Here is an 18,324-nt window from a genome sequence, read left to right on the forward strand (position 1 = left end):
AATTATTGGATGAAACATTACTCTAACTCTATGCAACCAGATTCATCGCCGCCCAAAGAAATCCGGATAACTCTCTTGAAACTGCCGTTATCATTACCTGAGGAGTTTTTCCTCTTTGCTGTAGATTACGAAACTTCTTGTGTAATCTGAGAGATGCTTTTTCCGCCAAAGCAACAACTAACGCAGGTTGTCCCGATCTACGTGCGGTTACAATCTTACTTCCTGTTCCAGGGAAACGATGTTGCCAAGCTGCTTCTGTCAATATTCTTCGAAGTCTGGGACTTCCAGTTTTTGTTATCCCTGTTTGTTTTCTTTTGGAACCGCTGGAATATTCTCCCGGAACAAGTCCTAAAAAACTCATGAACGAACCGGCTGTTTTGAATCGTTTGAAGTCACAAACCTCACAAAGTAAAAACATTGCGGTTAGATAATCCACTCCTCGGAAACATCTTAATACTCCCACTTTCTCTCGATACGGTTCACTTTCCGCTATCTCTTGTATCCTCTTATCCATCGCTTTTAAATTCTCTTCTTGAACTCTTACCCGACTATAATAGTCGTTAAATGTCTCTTGAAGGATCTCGTTGTTAAACTGTAGATTGTTCAACCATTTGTTATGACTGACTGTCCAATACTTTGTTGCTGAGTAAGTTATACCCTTTCTTAATAAGAATTTCATTAACCTTTGACGATTCCTTCCTAAATCCAAACGAAGGCTGTCACGGGATCTCAAATAATCTCTTACCGCTTCGTCCTCTTCACTCGGTACATGAATCGATTCTAATTCTCCACTTCGTAATAATTTTGCTAACTTGATCGCATCTCTTTTATCGGTTTTGATCTTATCCGAACTTTGTCTTGGTATCTTTCCTGGCGCTACAAGGATGCAATTCACTCCCAAAGACTTTAGATTTCTGTAAAGTGGATAACCGGTTACTCCCGCCTCGTAACAACTATGTATCTCGTTCCATTCTGATTTTAGTTTATTGACGAACTTTTTGATCTGAACCTCATTATGTTTTATCTGCTGTTCTTTTACTATTTCCTTTGTATTGTTCGTTAAACACGCAATTCTAATCGTTTCTTTGTGGACATCCATTCCTACATATACTTTTCTTTTCATTACGTTCCTTCTGTTGGTTTTCTTGTTTTGTGGTAAATGCTTGCATCTAACCCACGCTTTTCAAGCCCAGAAGGGGCGCCATTTTGTCTTAAATCCATACTGATTGTTTTGGATAGAATCATCGTTCTTATGAAGACAGAAGTAATATGGAAGAAGAATTTCATTTCCTCATTTTTCTAAAAATCCAACTGAAGATAATACTTAAACATCATCAAGGCAGAAAATACGATCCTTGTTAGAAGGTTTTTCCTATTTCCAGAAAATTCTTTTAGGAGTAATAAGCTTTTTAATTATAAGTTCGAAACCCCGAAAAAAACTCAAGGTTCCATGTTTTAAAATATAATATAATTCTAATCCATTTTGAAGAAATTCAGGCAAATTTTCATTTATGACCAAGATCCAATCTCTATGGAGAACGCAATACGATCAATGGAACCTCCGCGGGACAAAAAAATCGAATCGGTAAAATCGACCAGCCGATACCCGCGGAAATAAATACGTCTTCGCCGGATTTATTTTTTTTAAATCCGACGTCAAAGTTGAAATCCTCTACAGGTAAAATCGGTGAAATATCAAAAATTGGGATTCTTACTTGTCCTCCATGAGTATGTCCAGTCAGAAACAAATCCACTTTTTCTTCATGCTTTGTATTGGATGCGTCAGGATTATGAGACAGCACAATCCTGAAATCTTTATGAAAGGTACCGGATAAAGCTTTATCGATGTCAGTCCGATCTTCCAAAAAATCTCCAATTCCCGCCAAGATCAATCTTGACACTTTTCGTTGTATCACTACGTTTTTATTTCTAATGGATCGACCACTTTTTTCTAAAAGTTCAAGCGATAGTCCGTCGTTTGCCCAATGATCATGATTTCCGTTAACAAAATAAACGCCGTCCTTTGCCTTGAGTTCTTTTAAAATAGGCCAAACTTTTAACAGTTCCGCATCCGTATCCCGCTTTTTTACATAATCTCCCAAGCCTACGATTAAATCCACGTTACGAGAATTGATTTCTTCTATAACCCATCGAATCCAAAATTCAGGATTTAAAAAACCGTAGTGAAGATCGGAAACGACTGCAATTTTATAACCGTCGAAATCTTTTGCAACTTTACCGGATTTGAATTCGTATTCTTGGAATCGGACCCAATACCTTTCAATAAAAAGACAATTGACTCCGATAAAAAGTAAAATTATTATAATATAAAATCGTATTTTTCTCATATACTTTTAAGAACAAAATCATTCGACAATATATTAGCTCTGATAAAAAACGACACATAATTTTAAAACTCGAAATTAATAGGTTCCCCGAATTGACGATTTAAGCTTCAGAGGAGATAAAGAACTTTAAGACATTTTCAATCGAATTTTGAATTTAGGATTCGTCACAACGTTCATTTCAACCTGATTTTAAGTTTACCGTAAAATTCAAATCACGTGAACTCCAATAGATAAACCACCTTTTAAAAACTTGTCCCAAAATCCATCGAGCACCAATAGAAGCGAGACATCCGAGTTTCACAAAAATACGGAACCCACTTTTATTACGGATTTATCAACTGGTTTTTCGTAAAAATTTTTGGGACGACTATATAGTTTTCCCGCTACACTTGAGATTTTGGCGTAGTCTTATTAATATTTAGCAATAGAAGGATCAATTTCGTCCGAATAAAGTAAAATTCCCCCTTCAACATTATGTACTCTTGTAAAACCAGATTGTTTTAAAATCCCACAAGCCATGGCAGAACGTCCTCCGGAACGACAATACACAATCATATCTTTACCAGATTCTTTCCAAGAATTGATTTCGGGAAGCCTGCTTGGAAGTTCTCCTACAGGAATCAAAAGATCGGTTCCTTTGATCGTGCAAATTTCCGACTCGTTCGGATTTCTCACATCGAGAAGATAAAACGAATCCTTTTTCATTTCTCTCAAATCCAATCTCGACTTCAGTTCTTTAGGGGTCATACGACAATATTCCTCAATATAAAAATAGAACGTGATATTCGCCGAATCAGCCGTTTCTTGTCAGCTTATCGTACTTAAAATTCAAGTAACTCGAATTCATAATTCCAATCAAATTACAACTTAGACTTTTCTGAAAGATCTTCCAACTCAAATTGAAGCGATTCCCATGTAGACGTCAAATGTGTGATTTCATTTTTGACTTCGTTTAAGTTGTCTATCTCCAATTGATAACTACGATTTTTAAAAAAGCCTGGATCAGCCAACACTTCTTCCAAATTCTTTTTGGATTTTTCCAAAAGTTCGATTTTGGTTTCTATCTGCTCTAATTCTTTCTGAATTTTTTTGATTCGATTTTTGTCAGAATTTTTTTTAGAACGGGTCTCCCCCTTTTTCAAGGTAGAACTGTCTCTTTGTAATTTAGGATGTATTGTTTCTTGTAAATTGTAATTCAGATAATCAGAGAAAGTACAATTGAAATCACGGATCTCTCCGTTATCTACCGAAATGGTACGGTTACAGAGATCTTTTAAAAACTCTGGATCATGAGAGATGATCAAAAGGGAACCTTCATAAGCCATCAATGCTCGACGTAAATTATCCCGAACGACTAAATCCAGGTGGTTTGTAGGCTCGTCCAAGAAAATTGCATTGGCCGGAAAATGGACGAGCATTGCAAGACGAAGACGACTTTGTTCCCCACCCGAAAGAAGATTGGTTTGTTTATAAACGGAATCATCTGAAAAAGAAAAATAACCGAGAAGACTTCTAGCTTGTTGTTCCGTAAGATCGGGATAAGCGGACATAACGGTTTGAAGCAAATTTTTGGAAGGATCCAGTTCTTCGTGATGATTTTGCGAGAAGTAACCGATTTTTGTTTTCGGTCCGTAATAAATTTTTCCCGAAATTAGTTTATGAATTTCTAATAGACAACGAAGAAACGTAGACTTTCCAGCTCCATTCGGACCGACAACTGCAATTTTATCTCCCGCGGAGATTTCTAAATCAGCGTTGTTGAAAATATAAGGAGCTTTACCGGAATACGAAAAGGCCCCGTTTTCGATTCTTACGGTAATTTTTCCTGAAGAAATAAAATTAAAACGATAATCGGACTTGGAATTCCAGAAAGATTCCTGAGGCGCTTCCACCTTATCTCTTTTTTCAAGTTTTTTGATCGCAGATTGGACCTGTCTTGCCTTCGTAGCCTTCGCACGAAATCGCTCTATCCATTCCATTCTATTTTTAAGATAAGCTTCCTCTTTCTCGAATTGGGCTTGGAGCTTTTCCTGAAATTCATTTTTATGTTCGAAATATTCTTCCAAGGTTCCCCGAAATTCGATGACTCCGGAAGGGGAAAGTTCTGCAATTGTATCGCAGGTTGCATTCAAAAATTCGGGATCGTGAGTCACAAGCACAAAGGATTGTCCTGTGGAATTCAGATAACCTGCAAGCCATTCCTTAGATGCGTTATCCAAATGGTTCGTAGGTTCGTCCAACAAAAGTAAGTTACCTGGATTCAGAAGAGTTATCGCCAAACCAAGACGGTGTTGATAACCAGGAGAGAACTCGCGAACCTTCATTTCCATCTGAGCATTAGAAAATCCTAATCCCCCTAAAACCTTACGGGCATTGGATTCTATCTTGTGAATTCCGTACGTAAAGGCGTACTCTTCCAGAGCACTTTGTTCGTCTAGGATTGCTGTAAATTCTTTCGAATCGTGGGAAACAAGATCGAACTTACAATTGATTTCCCTCAATCGTTCCGAATACTGGCGATAATGTTTATGTTTGTCTAATACAGTATCTACGACCGAAGCTTCTGGATCGAAGTCCGGTATCTGTTGAAAAACTGAAATTTCGGTATTTTTTGATTTTGCTACGGTTCCGTTGTCCGGAATAAATTTCCCTTCTGCAATTCTAAATAAAGTAGATTTGCCAGAACCGTTTGGACCCACAAGGCAAACACGAGAGCCAGGTTTTATATGCCAGGAAAATCCGCTAAACAATACAGCTGAAGCGTATTGATGTTTTATATCGATAAATTGAAGCAAGGATCGAAAAGTTCAAAGAGGTAAAAACGACGCAGACCAAATCCATCGAAAACCGACAGATTAAAAAAGGAAATTACTTCTTACCTTTTGCCGCAAGTTCTTCCAATCTTGCATTGAGATGCAAAATATATTTGCTAGAAGAACCGTTCATTTTTTCTTTCGAAGTTTGAATTGCAGCGTTAATTTCCGCCACAGTCATTTTGTTGACCTTTTTGTTTTTCTTTTCTTGAGTTTCTTCAGACATGGATATCCCGCTAAATAATTTTATGCCAGATTTTTAGAATTAGGGGAATCCGACAACCGATTTTAAGGGCAAGTATCGTTCGACACGATCAAAATAATATCTAAAAACCCTCATCCTAAACAACCATTGCAATTCCAGTTCGAATTCTGTTTTTGCAAAGAACCGAAAATGGAACTTTTTTAGATTAAAATCGTAAACATTTCACTTCGTCCAACATTTGGACTCCATCGAATAAGAAGATTCTTATTGAGAGAACCTAATCTCTGGATCAAATAAGACATAATTTTCTTCGGAAACTGGATTCAAGGTATTGAAAAAAGAGAAAATTTTTTTAGAACCCACTTCCTTTATCTTGAAATGTCATTTTAGGACATAAAAGATTATTTTTGAAATAACTTTAGACAAAATGCACCCTTCTGGGCTTGAAAAGCGTGAGTTAAATCAAGAAATACGTTAACCACAAGACAAAAAATCGACAGAAGAAATTGGAGTGAAAAGAAAAATATATGTAGGATTACACAAAAAACGATTACTGATCTTTTATAATGAAGTTTTCAAAATTCTGCTTTTAAACGGAGATTTTCACTAAACTGACGGCGCTCCTTTATGTAGCGATCAGTAGTATCTACTATTCGACGAACAAATCGAAAGCAATAGTAAAAGAACAACAGATAAAATATGAACAGACTCGGATCAAGAAATTCATAGAAAAACTAAAAATAGAAGAGAATGAAATTCACTGTTTATTATGCAATTGAAATAACCAGCTATCTACTTTATAGATTTTTAAAGTCTTTACTACGAACAAACTATACACTGGCGTGGCCCCGAAAGATTCCAAGACAAATTCGGATAAAATCACTCTACGTTTTATTACGAACTTTGATTATAACCAATTTTTTTAAGGTTTTGGGACAAACTTTAAGAATGCCAAATAAAAATGTTTAAGATACTTTCATCGATTCCTGAAATGCAAGAACTCCTATTTTTCAACAAATTGCCAAATTCTTATCTACCAACAATCAAACGCTTATAAGGAACAAGAGCTTCTACAAATGCTTTTTTCTTGAATTTTTTATTTCTTTCCTTCTTTCGAAAATTCATAAAGGATGAAGTTCTCGGAGCACATCATGATTCAAAGTTTCTTCTCAACCCAAGAATTTTTTTCTATTCTTTTTCTTCGATTCGGTCTTGCAATCTGCATATTTCCCCACGGTGCCCAAAAACTTTTAGGCTGGTTCGAAGGTGCGGGTTATGAAGCTTCTATGGATTATCTGGTAAATACCGCCGAATTTCCGACCATTTTGGCCATATTAGCAATTCTATCGGAATTTTTCGGATCCATTGCCCTCCTATTGGGACTTTGTACAAGATTAGCGGCGTTTGGAATCACATGTACCTTGGCAATAGCCGGATGGACTCACAAAGAAATTGGCTTTTTTATGAATTGGTTCGGTAATCAAGGCGGAGAAGGATTTGAATATCACATTCTCACAGTTTCCATGGGAATCGCACTTTTTCTTCTCGGAGGTGGCGCCTGGTCTTTAGATTCCTGGATCTACGATCACATCGATTCCTAATTAGAAAAGATGAATATACCAAAACTTGACCGAAATTATCTGAGAGTTTTAAACTGAATCACAAAGTTGAACTTCTCTATTTCTCTTAAACGTATGAGAAAACTTTAGAACATTTTCCTTGTTCAGAAAGGTTTCGAATTTCTGGATTGCTCCGTTTTACTTTTTGTTTTGGGAAATAAAAAAAGCCGCTTGAAATTTAGATCAAACGGCTTATTTTATTTGGAGATAGAAAGTTTAGAATTGAATTAGTACTTAATCTTATCTACAGCGTTCTCGTCTAGAATATAAGTACCTTTCAGAGTTTGGACCACTAGTTTTCCCTTTTTCTGAGAAACAACGACACCTCTCAATTCTCTCCCATCTTTCATGATGATATGCTCGATGTTAAGGTTATAAATTCTACTCAATTCCTCTTCAGTTTTTGCGGACTTCAAATCCCGCAAATCTAAAAAAAGTTCTCTACCCAGATTTTCAAGATTCTTCCTCATATCTTTATATTCCGGGAGAGTAGAATTCAGCTTAGGGAGATTGATCGATTCAATTTCTCCGTCTTTATTTACGGTTATAAGCTTAGTCGTTTCTAAAGTATATATTTTCCCAGCAGTATTTAAAGAAATCACTTCCACCGTCCCTTCCACTACAAATACCATGGATTCGTTTTGGGACGCATTTACTTCGAAAGAAGTTCCTCTCACACCTGCAACCGCAGAAGGAGTTTCCACATAGAAATTACTTCCTTTTTTTTCTTTTTCGACTACGTTTAACAATCTACCTGCGGTTAAGTTTATTTTGATCTGAGAGCCGTTGTTTTCTCTCAATTCTTTCAGAATCAATCTGCTATTTTCTTTTACGCGAATTACACTGGAATCGGTTAAGCCGATGTCCACGACTCCTCCGGCATTGGTAAGAATAATATCGGACTCATTCAAAAGGTCGCCGCGATGTAACTCTGTTTGAATATCCCTCATAATAGAAGCTTGACCCTTTACAAAAACTACTACTGCTTTAAGAGGAGTCCCTTGAACAATTTCAGGTTTAGCTTTCGGAATCCGAAAACTAGACCAAACGCCAATCATAAGTAATAAAACGGCCGCTGCCGTTAACCAAACTGTCTTCGGAAAACGAAGAATATTCGTAGGAATACTCATGATTTTATCTTCTACGTTAAAACGAGGTTTCATTCCGACCCAATTCGGATCGAAAGCCGGAAGTTGAGATACGGTCCCCTTTTCCCTAAGGAGTCTTGCGTATCCTTCAAATTCGGGAGTATCCGTCTTATTTTCCATATTTACGTTTCCCGGGTCTACGATTCATTCTATCCTGCTTCCTGTTTGCTAAACAAACTAAAAGAAATCAATTTGAGCTTTTTTTTTCATTTCTGATTTTTTTATCATCAATAGTCCGAATTCTTTCTTTTTTAAAATATAAGACGTAATAAAAAATATCCTATATGTAATTTTCAGGTTGGAAACCTATCTTTTTACCTTCTTGAGCCAAAGCTTTTTCGGCCCTTTCGATGAGTCTAGATACGCCCGATATACTCATCCCAAGAATTTTAGAAATCTCTTCTAGTTTTAAATCCTGCTGGTATCTTAAAAGTAAAGCTTCTTTATATTCCGGGGAAATTGTATCTAAAAGAGAATCGATGATATTTTTAACATCCGATTGGTCAATTTTTTCCAATACGGAAAATTCAGGACTTGGCGTTTTAGATGTAAAATTACTGCTCACATCTTCGCCTACCAAAGATACATTCCGCTGATAATAGGATTTCGCATGGTTAATCATTAAATTTCTCGCGATTCTAAAAAGGATCATCCTGCAAGAAGTCGGATCAGGAATGCTTTTATCTTCATAATATCGAAAAAAATTTAGAAACGAATCGTGCAAAATATCTTGCGCAGAATTTTCGTCGTAAAACGATTTTTTTATATAATGAAATAAATCATCTTTATTGTGGTTATAGAGTTTTTCTAACTCGGAAGTGTGTGCCACAGTAATGAAGGGTCGCCGATTCGTACTTGTTTTTTCAAGCAAAAAGATAATTTGTTGTATAAAAAGATAGATTCTAAAGTTTCGCGATTAAGAGTCATAAAGATTTTTTCTATTCAATGAATTTAAACCAGTTCATCAATTGTAATCTGAACGGGAATTTTACCTAACCAACTTTCATTTTTAGACTTAACAAAAAGCACCCATAATCCTATGTCTCGAATATCTAAACTTACATCTTCTTCGGGAATTTTCGCTTTAATAATTCTAATTTCTTTACCGTTGTCGGCAAGCACGATCGTTCTTAAAAACGGAAAAACTCTTCAGGGTAAAATTGTAAACCAATCAAGAACCGAAGTCCAAATAGAAATTAACGGAAAAATACAGATCGTTCCCAAAACCGAAATTTCCGAGATCAATTTAAAAGATCCTAAAAAGAATGAGCCAAAAAAAGTCACTACGAAACCACCATCCAAAACCAACGACAAAATCGAACAAACAGCAATCTCATCCTCTTGGAAAGAAACGAAATGGTCCATATCCAGTAGATCCGCAATTCTTCCTGGTTGGGGTCAATGGAAAGTAGGACAAAAAAAATGGGCGGTTATCAGCTTTTTGTTGTTCACCGGCGCGGCGTTATACGCCAATAATTGTAAAGAAAAAGCCTCGGCGGAAGAAAACAACTATAAATCCAATTCTGCCGCAATCACTATTGCCGCCTTCATGGATCCAAGTTTAAACCCGGTCAGTTCTGACGAAACGGTTCGTGCAACCACCTTAGTTACGAGAATTTTAACCACGGCCACAATAACCAATCCTTATTTCAGCAACTATGATCGCGCGACATCCCAATACAACCAAGCCCAATGGCTGTTAGGTGCAGTTTACGGCTTACAATTGATTCACGCATTTTTATTTGCTAAGGATTACGAAAAAATACAAACCTTACTTTTCGATTCAAATCCCGAGGGATGGAAATTTTCAGCCGTTACCGTAAAAAGTCCAATCAACGGATTTACGGAAATCACACCTACTGCTGTTTACACGGTTAAATTTTGATTTTCTTAAAAGATAGATTTTGTTTCGGGGAAAGATAAACTGTAAGTATTTTTCTCTTATATCAGAAATTTCTAAACCCATTATAACAATATACTTTTTTCTTAGAGTCGATCTCCAAAGAAAAATCAGTTACAATCAAAGTTGTAATAAAGCGTAGAAGTTCCCATAGATTACGTCTTTTTAGCGGCTTATGGACTTTATCCTTGGAAACACCCCATAGGGAGTTACTACATCTGAGGTTTTTAGACAGACTTTTAATGGTTCTCGCTAGAAATCGTTCACCTTAATTTTTTGGACGGAAGTACATAAACTCTAGATTCGTTTAAAAGCATTCTTTACTCTGTTTTAAAAGATCATTGAACACATCATAAATTATCTCTGAAATAACTTCTTGAAGTGACCAATTAGAATTATAGGGAAATTTTCTCTTTCCCTTTGATTTTTACAATTTCCTTTCGAAAATTTTCATAAGGATCTTCGTTTGAATTTGCGGAAGCACTTTTCGTACCTTTAGAAATTTCCGGCTTGGAAGAAAACCAAGAATCCAAATATTTTAAAATTTTAGTAATTTTTTCCTTTTGAAAATCTTCCTCTTTGTTGCTCAATTTAAATTCTAAATTTTTCTTTTTTTCCGATAAGACTTTATGGATTTCTTTCGCCCTGAAACGAAAGGATTCATCTTCCGGATAAATCAAAATTAAATCCGTTTTGTCTTTTGCAGGATCAGAATCCGATACCAGAATGAATTTATCACGCTCTATAATCTGATGAATCAATTCAGGGGAATACCCAGGAACTTCGTAAAGAATATCCTTCAACACCGGCGGAATATTTTTTTCAAAATAATATTGATTGAGAGCTTCCGAAAGTTTGGATTTTTGTTCTAAAGATTTGATTTTTTCATCTTCTTTTAATTTTTCCTGGATTTCCTTTTGTTCCAACTTGAAAGCTATATCTCGATTTTTTGACTTGAAAAATGATTGTTCCGATCGAATTTTTTCTTTAGCCGCTTGAAAGAAAATATCCTGAATCAATTTTGCAACTCCTACAAAATCCAAAATTCCAAAGTACCACGGAAAATACTTTACGTATCCTTTTCGAAGAACTTTTCCGTAATTCTTTACAAATTCTTCGTCATTAAAAACGGTCTGTATGGCATCCTCGTTAAGTTCGATCAAATTACGAATACTTAATACCTTCCACGCATCTACGTTAGCCGCCATCGTTAACGATTTTATGACAGACTTAACGGTTTCCACGTCGACCCTCATAAAAGAATGCATCGTAATTCCTTTCGTTTCCCAAGGTGAATAAGCGATATGTGAATCTTCCGTAAAAAGTTTTTTCAATCCAGCAGGATAAGTTTTAAATTCTTCATCGGATATGAATAACACGAGTCTATCCCAGCGCCCGGTTTGTTTGGAAAGATGATCGGTCATCTCGTGAAAACGGTTTCGAATCTGTTCTTGATAGGAAACTTTAAGCGAACTTTCAACCTCTTCACTTAAACTCTGTATCAGTTCGACTCCCATGAATTTACGCTTCGATTTTCTTTCTGAATCGGATTCTATAACTTTCCCGACCGCTTTGGCCCTTTTTTTACCGAAGAGCGTCGTCGGAGTTGCGGATGGATCGTTTGTATGCATCCTTTCTTCATGAGAGATCGTGGCAAACGAATCCGACAAAGCCCATTTGTATTTTGGAAATACTTTTTTAAAATGGAATTCATCCACTAGTTCAAATAACATCTGAAGTTCTTTGATTCTTACGACCAAATATCCAAATTCTGGTATTTCCCTAATTCTTCCTTTTTTAATCAATCCATCCGTAATCTCAATCAACATATCTTTTACATATTCGGGATTTAAGGGAATGCTAATATTCGGTGCTTGAAAAAAACTTTCAGGATTAAAGAAAAGTTTCAACTTCTGTAGATTCTCGCCCTTAAAATCCGTTTCTAGATCTTCCCATAAGACTTCTTTTCCAAGGGGCGGCCTGCTTTCCAAATACGATAAAATCGAATTGATAGAAAGATCAATCAAAGAAAGATAAATACGTGTGAGATCGCCAGGCTCTGCATCTGTATAAGCGACGTAACAAGGTTTTAACTTTAAATCGGATGTGGCAGGGTCTATGTAAAAGTACGCGAATTGAAGAACAACTTCGTCTTCCAATAATCGCTTGATGTGAAACACCACTTCCGCAGCCGTAAGTTCGGAAGCTTCGGGAACTCTGGATTCTACTTGAAATAAATTTTGGGATTTAACGTTCTTATGGCTCGTTTGAGAAACGATCGCCTTATAAACGGAGTGTGTAAGGCGATCGTTTAAATAATAACTAACTACTTCATTGATTTTTTTAACTTTTAAAAAGTTCTGCGTTTGATTTCCTCCACCAAACGCTTGATTTAAAACCGGTTTGCTCATCGCTTCTCCACTGTTTAAACTATTAAAATTATTTCCAGATTTTTCAAAAAGCTTTTCAGATGAAAAAGTTTTACAACTAGTTCCAAACTCAAGTTTTCCACTACAAAATCGACCCAAGACTGTAGAATTTGAACCACTTACATTACTCCAAATTCAATGAATAAATCTTACTGAAAACCAGTCTTAGAATGAATTCTTATTTTTCATTCGATTTAGGAAAGAAAAGCAAATTTCCAAGTTTTTTTCATATTTGAATCTCTTGACTTTCCATATAGTCAGCTGGTTCCATGAATCTAACATGAAGCTTTCAAAGAAATATACCTTTCGATCTAGAAAGGTTTTACTCGTTATCCTAGACGGTGTCGGTTATTCCCCTAAAGGCCCGGAGTTTGGAAACGCGATAGCGGGTGCTAAGCTTCCATTTTTAAATCAAGTTTGGAATCAATTTCCCACTCTTCACATCCAAGCTCATGGAAAATTCGTCGGTATGCCGTCCGATGAGGATATGGGAAACTCGGAAGTCGGACACAATGTTCTCGGTTCGGGGCGAATTTTCGACCAAGGAGCCAAATTAGTTTCCAATTCGATTGCATCAGGAGACATTTTCCAAGGTCAAGCTTGGAAAGAAGTTATTGATAACACAAAGAAGAATAACTCCACCTTACACTTGTTAGGTCTTTTTTCGGACGGAAACGTTCACGCCCATATTGATCATACAAAGGCGTTAATTTTACGGGCGATCTCCGAAAAAGTTATGAAAATCAGACTTCATATTCTTTTGGACGGGAGAGATGTTCCCGAAAAATCCGCATTAGATTATCTGAATCCTTTCGAAACCTGGCTGGATTTTCTTAGAAAAAACGGAACTGACATTCGTATCGCTTCCGGAGGCGGAAGGATGACGATTACGATGGATCGTTACGAAGCGGATTGGTCGATGGTAGAAAGAGGCTGGGCAATTCATGTAAAAGGAGAAGGCAGAAAATTCTCCTCTGCCAAAGAGGCCATAGAAACCTTTCGTGCGGAAGATCCGAAAGTAATCGATCAATATCTGCCTTCTTTTGTAATTGCGGAAAACGGAAATCCCGTCGGTAAAATTCAAGACGGTGATTCTGTAGTTTTTACGAATTTCAGAGGAGATAGAGCGATCGAAATTTCTTTGACGTTCACCGAAAAAAACTTCGATAAATTCAATCGTGGCTCTCTCCCTAATATTGTATATGCGGGAATCATGCAATACGACGGAGATCTAAAAATTCCGGAGCGCTTTTTAGTCGCCCCCCCTGCGATCGATCGGACGTTAGGAGAATACATGGCCAACTCAGAAATAGCGCAGTACGCGTTATCCGAAACACAAAAGTACGGACATGTAACGTATTTTTGGAACGGAAACAAGAGCGGTTACTTTGATCAAAATTCGGAAGAATATCGTGAAATCCAATCTGATGTGATTCCTTTCGATCAAAGCCCGGAAATGAAAGCCCTTCTGATCACAGAAGCTTTGGAAAAAGCCCTAAATGAAAACAAGCAGGACTTTTATCGAGTTAATTACGCCAATGGGGATATGGTGGGTCATACGGGAAATTATCCGGCCACAGTTCAAGCAATGGAATTTCTAGACGGTTGTTTGGAACGTCTTTGGAAAACATGCAAAAAACAGAATATTGTCTTATTGATTACAGCCGATCACGGTAATGCAGATGAGATGTATCAATTGGATAAAAAGGGAAACGTGGAAAAAAATTCTCAAGGGAAACCTATTCCTAAGACGAGTCACACGCTTAATCCAGTTCCTTTTTCCGTTCTGGATCCTGAAAGGAAAATCCAATTGAATTCAAATCTTCTCAACGCGGGTCTTGCAAATGTTGCGGCCACAATTTTAGACGTTATGGGATATGAAACTCCGGAAGGATATCATTCTTCCTTGATTCAGAATTAATATAAGGTCTGCTTTTCTTCAAAAAGATCCACATTATTTTGCAGAATTATTTTCTGCGGAATATATCCGGACATTATGATTAAAATTTCCAAAACCATATTAACTTACCGCGAAATAGAGAACAAAATTGCACTAGTAAGCTTTCAGATATTTTGTAAATTAACGTATTTTCATTTCCTTTTGAGAATAGTAAAGTTCACCCTTCTATTTTTTCTACGACCTTCTTCGGAATCGTTCTTACTCAATGGAACACTGTCTCCGAAACCTCGGGTCTTGATTCTTTCCATAGGAATCGAATGTTTTTGGGAAAGATATTCGGCGATCGCTATCGCACGTTTTTCAGAAAGAAGAAGATTATCCTTTTTCTTTCCAACATTGTCTGTATGGCCTTCGATTTGAATTTTAATATCTGGATTTTCTTTCATAACCTCGGCGAGACGATTAAGTTCCGGCTCCGATTCTGGGACGATTCGAAAACTTTTGGATTCGAAAAATAAATTATTAATTTGAATTGTTCCACGTTCTTGAATAGGAGGAAGTTGCAAAAGAACCTCCACTTTTTCAGAAAAATTCTTTTTAGAACTTAAATTCAAATTTTGTGATACAGGAAGATATCCCTTCTTCTGAGCGTAAAAGCCGTAATTTTCTCCGAAAGGAAGAATAATAGAGAAGTTTCCGGTGGAAGGATCACTTTTTGTGCTTCCAATTTTCTCATGAGACTTTAAAGATTCGTAATATATCTCGGCAAAGAGAGGATTTTCATCGGTGTCGGTCACCTTTCCATTTACAACCACTACTCTTTCAGGACGCATCTCCTTGGGAAGGTAGGCCATAAACAACTGACCGTCTTTACTGATGTAAGCCCAGTCGCTGTTCGCGGGAATCGAAAAAAAATTCACACCTTTCAGGTTCTCCGAAACTTCGGCCGGTTTTGTCCATTGATCCCAACCGTCTCCGATTCTTTTCGTCATATAAATGGAAATCCCTTTTCGTCCGTCGCTGGAAAAATAAAGAGTCCTATCATCGCTTGCTAAAAACGGAGCCATCTCTTCGTGATCCGTATTAATAACTTCACCTAAATTTGTTCCCAAAGGAAAGGTTCCGTCGCTTAACATTTTACTCACATAAAGGTCCAGTTTCCCCTTGGAATCCTTATGTTGGGAAGAATAGATCAAAATTCTTCCCGAAGAAGAAAGAGTGGAGCCCCCGAAAACTTCCTGGCTTGAATCGTTTTTCTTTCTGTAGAGATTATAAAAATCAGGAAACTTTAATATACTTGGCTTAGACCAGGAATCCTTTTCCTTAAAACTTTTATAAAGAGGAACCCTTCTTGTGATCTGCTTCGTTTTTTCGTCGTATTCGCTTCTAAGTTCCTCGATCCTTTTTCTGTATTCGTTGGAGTTTTTGGAGGAACGCGCCGCCAATTCCCCCTTTGTTTCGAAGTCTTTTCCGAGTTCGTCTAGAAGCTCTTTTTCGCCGAACGTTCCGAAAACGAAAAGTTCGTTTCCCCCCGGCAATGCGGAAATAACGGCGGAAGGCATTTCGTTGTTCAAAGGTGCGTTCATTTCTTTTCCGTCTTCCCAAAATCCTTTCTCGTCTAGTTTTGAATACCAGATCTTCTGAGTTCCCGATTTTCCCCGTTTGATATAAGCGGTCCAGAAAAGATATTTCCCGTCCGGGGAAACAGTCGGATTGAATGCAAAAATATTATGATTTACGTAATCTGGAATTTTTTTAATCGTCCAAGGTTCGATCTCTTTCGAGTTAAGAAACGGATAGATCTCGTAACGAATCGGATTGCAAGTGGAACCCCTCATACTGCAGAGGATTCTTACGGTTTTATCATTGAGTTTGGAAAGTTCCGAAGTAATCTCATTAGATTCGATTGGAATATATGCGTTTTCTGTACTGAGCAATTTTCCAAACTGGAGTATCCTTCCTGTCAATAATTTATAGCCAATTTCTACATTTGATGTTTCGCGGCCGGAAATGTTTGCCGTTGTGTTTTTCGGTTTCTCCTGTTGCGATGCGAATTGAAGGGAACTTTGTTTACGAACCGGGATCCAAGAAGCCGCGTCACCGAGTTTCTTTGAGGAATCCTTGGCCTTAAGACCTATGAAAAAAGGAAAACCCAAGATCGACAAAGTCAGTATTACTTGAAGTTTAGAGCGCATACGTTTTCAACTTCGGTAAAATTTCGAAAGTCCTTAATTCTACTTTTTCTTGGCAAAAAACCCTATCTTGAAAATCATGGTCATGATTCTCCCCTGGCAGGTATTCTCAAATGATCAGTACTTCTGGATTAACCCTAAACTTCGGTAAAAAAGTTCTTTTTGAGAACGTTACGGTGAAGTTTAAGGAAAATTGCAGATACGGACTGATCGGAGCGAATGGTTCCGGTAAGTCAACGTTTATGAAAATTCTCGCGGGAATAGAACAAGGCGCCAACGGTTCCGTTTCGATTGATGCGGGAATAAAAGTCGGGTACTTAAAACAGGATCACTTCGAATATGAAAACGAAACCGTACTCAATACGGTTATCATGGGAAACAAAGAACTTTGGGAAGTTTCTCAAGAAAGGGAAGCAATTTACTCAAAACCGGAAATGTCGGATGAAGACGGAATGCGGGTTTCCGAACTCGAAGAAAAATACGGAGAACTCGGAGGTTACGAAGCGGAAAGTACCGCAGGAGAACTTTTAGAAGGATTAGGAATTCCCACGACGAGTCATACTCAAACTCTTGCGTTTTTAACCGGAGGTTTTAAACTCCGAGTTCTTTTGGCTCAAGTATTGTTTCAAAAGCCAGACGTTCTTCTTTTAGACGAGCCTACCAACCACTTGGATATCAAGACGATTCACTGGCTGGAGGAGTTCTTAACCAACTACCGTGGGGTCGTTATCGTGATTTCTCACGACCGTCACTTTATCAATTCGATCGCAACTCACATCGCAGATTTGGACTATCAATCTTTAACCGTTTATCCGGGCAATTATGACGATTTTATGGAAGCCTCTACGATGGCTCGCGAAAGGCTGCTCGACGAAAACAAGCGTAAGAAAGAAAAAATCGCTGAACTTCAAGACTTCGTAAACCGTTTCAGCGCGAATGCAAGTAAATCGAAACAAGCAACCTCCAGACAAAAGCAAATCGAAAAGATCAAACTCGATGATATCAAACCTTCATCTAGAGTCTCTCCTTACATTCGTTTTAAGATGAAAAAGCCTCTCGGGAAGGATGTTATCATAGCAGAAAATATTTCAAAATCCTACGATAGACCCATCTTCAAGGATTTTACGATCAACATCACCAAAGGGGAAAAGATTGCGATCATCGGAACCAACGGTGTCGGAAAAACGACACTTTTAAAAACACTAATGAAACAGATCGAGCCCGATTCGGGAAAGGTCGCGATGGGAGATTCGGTTACGTCTTCCGTTTTTCCGCAGGATCACAGGGAAGGCATATTAGAAGATGCTGATACGCTTGTAGAGTGGCTTTACAGATACGCCGATCCCGGAACAGAGATGGAGGAAATCCGTGCGATTTTAGGGAGAATGTTATTTAGCGGAGATATGGCTAAAAAATCCACGAACGTTCTTTCCGGGGGAGAAAAGTCTAGGTTGATCATCGGAAGAATGATTATCTCCGGAGACAATCTTTTAGCTCTCGACGAACCTACAAATCACTTGGATCTGGAAACGATTGAAGCGCTAAACTACGCCTTATCTATATTTGAAGGAACCGTAATTTTTGTTTCACACGATCGGGAATTTGTGTCCTCGCTCGCGACTCGCGTAATCGAAGTTTCCACCGAAGGAATCCGTGATTTCAAAGGAACTTACGAAGACTTCTTAGAAAGAGAAGGCGCAGAATTCTACAAACGTTTATCCGGCGGCCCGGTCCTTGCGGAAAGTTGACAGAGATTTACAAAGCTTGTTT

The 18,324-nt window shown here is 37.7% G+C and carries 13 protein-coding genes; 4 read left to right on the forward strand and 9 right to left on the reverse strand.

All coding sequences use genetic code 11. The features are described 5' to 3' along the window. Positions 1–28: 28 nt before the first annotated feature. The 5 genes from LEP1GSC190_RS16675 to LEP1GSC190_RS19950 form a co-directional block, all read right to left on the reverse strand. Positions 29–1,123 (reverse strand): IS110 family RNA-guided transposase, encoded by a 1,095-nt coding sequence (locus tag LEP1GSC190_RS16675; RefSeq protein ID WP_117344633.1) that lies wholly within the window; start codon positions 1,121–1,123, stop codon positions 29–31. A 406-nt stretch (positions 1,124–1,529) separates the two neighbouring features. Next, on the reverse strand, positions 1,530–2,348 hold the full coding sequence (locus LEP1GSC190_RS16680; protein ID WP_002746021.1) for a metallophosphoesterase: 819 nt from the start codon (positions 2,346–2,348) through the stop codon (positions 1,530–1,532). A gap of 411 nt (positions 2,349–2,759) precedes the next feature. Next, complete coding sequence (locus LEP1GSC190_RS16685) at positions 2,760–3,095, reverse strand: rhodanese-like domain-containing protein (protein ID WP_002746109.1); 336 nt, start codon at positions 3,093–3,095, stop codon at positions 2,760–2,762. Positions 3,096–3,208: 113 nt separating this feature from the next. Next, the gene (locus tag LEP1GSC190_RS16690; protein ID WP_036047742.1) at positions 3,209–5,143 is read right to left on the reverse strand and encodes an ABC-F family ATP-binding cassette domain-containing protein; all 1,935 of its coding nucleotides are present in this window, start codon (positions 5,141–5,143) and stop codon (positions 3,209–3,211) included. Between the two features lie 73 nt (positions 5,144–5,216). Continuing rightward, positions 5,217–5,387 carry a hypothetical protein gene (locus LEP1GSC190_RS19950; RefSeq protein WP_002746143.1) on the reverse strand — a complete coding sequence of 57 codons (171 nt, stop codon included), beginning with the start codon at positions 5,385–5,387 and terminating at the stop codon, positions 5,217–5,219. 1,130 nt (positions 5,388–6,517) lie between these two features. Here LEP1GSC190_RS19950 and LEP1GSC190_RS16700 point away from each other — a divergent pair. After that, positions 6,518–6,967 (forward strand): DoxX family protein, encoded by a 450-nt coding sequence (locus LEP1GSC190_RS16700; protein WP_002746145.1) that lies wholly within the window; start codon positions 6,518–6,520, stop codon positions 6,965–6,967. Positions 6,968–7,212: 245 nt separating this feature from the next. Here LEP1GSC190_RS16700 and LEP1GSC190_RS16705 read toward each other — a convergent pair whose 3' ends face one another. Continuing rightward, positions 7,213–8,253 (reverse strand): FecR family protein, encoded by a 1,041-nt coding sequence (locus tag LEP1GSC190_RS16705; RefSeq protein WP_002746085.1) that lies wholly within the window; start codon positions 8,251–8,253, stop codon positions 7,213–7,215. Between the two features lie 160 nt (positions 8,254–8,413). Then, positions 8,414–8,962 carry an RNA polymerase sigma factor gene (locus tag LEP1GSC190_RS16710; protein WP_002746078.1) on the reverse strand — a complete coding sequence of 183 codons (549 nt, stop codon included), beginning with the start codon at positions 8,960–8,962 and terminating at the stop codon, positions 8,414–8,416. Positions 8,963–9,172: 210 nt separating this feature from the next. On the opposite strand from LEP1GSC190_RS16710, the gene LEP1GSC190_RS16715 reads away from it, so the two are divergent. Further along, the gene (locus LEP1GSC190_RS16715) at positions 9,173–10,018 is read left to right on the forward strand and encodes an LA_0442/LA_0875 N-terminal domain-containing protein (protein ID WP_174232264.1); all 846 of its coding nucleotides are present in this window, start codon (positions 9,173–9,175) and stop codon (positions 10,016–10,018) included. Positions 10,019–10,428: 410 nt separating this feature from the next. Here the strand turns inward: LEP1GSC190_RS16715 and LEP1GSC190_RS16720 are convergent, their stop codons facing one another. Next, positions 10,429–12,444, reverse strand: a complete 2,016-nt coding sequence (locus tag LEP1GSC190_RS16720; RefSeq protein WP_002745987.1) for a hypothetical protein — start codon at positions 12,442–12,444, stop codon at positions 10,429–10,431. A 298-nt stretch (positions 12,445–12,742) separates the two neighbouring features. Between LEP1GSC190_RS16720 and gpmI the strand changes: the two genes are divergently transcribed. Beyond that, a complete protein-coding gene (gene gpmI / locus LEP1GSC190_RS16725; RefSeq protein WP_002746157.1) occupies positions 12,743–14,383 on the forward strand; it encodes a 2,3-bisphosphoglycerate-independent phosphoglycerate mutase in 1,641 nt (546 codons plus the stop codon). 170 nt (positions 14,384–14,553) lie between these two features. Here the strand turns inward: gpmI and LEP1GSC190_RS16730 are convergent, their stop codons facing one another. Further along, the gene (locus LEP1GSC190_RS16730; RefSeq protein ID WP_002746063.1) at positions 14,554–16,557 is read right to left on the reverse strand and encodes an OmpA family protein; all 2,004 of its coding nucleotides are present in this window, start codon (positions 16,555–16,557) and stop codon (positions 14,554–14,556) included. Between the two features lie 110 nt (positions 16,558–16,667). On the opposite strand from LEP1GSC190_RS16730, the gene LEP1GSC190_RS16735 reads away from it, so the two are divergent. Beyond that, positions 16,668–18,302: an ABC-F family ATPase gene (locus LEP1GSC190_RS16735; protein ID WP_002746080.1), complete on the forward strand. Its 1,635-nt coding sequence runs from the start codon at positions 16,668–16,670 to the stop codon at positions 18,300–18,302. The last annotated feature ends 22 nt before the right edge of the window (positions 18,303–18,324 follow it).

Origin of the sequence: Leptospira mayottensis 200901116, assembly GCF_000306675.2 — a bacterium.
Lineage (GTDB): Bacteria > Spirochaetota > Leptospiria > Leptospirales > Leptospiraceae > Leptospira > Leptospira mayottensis.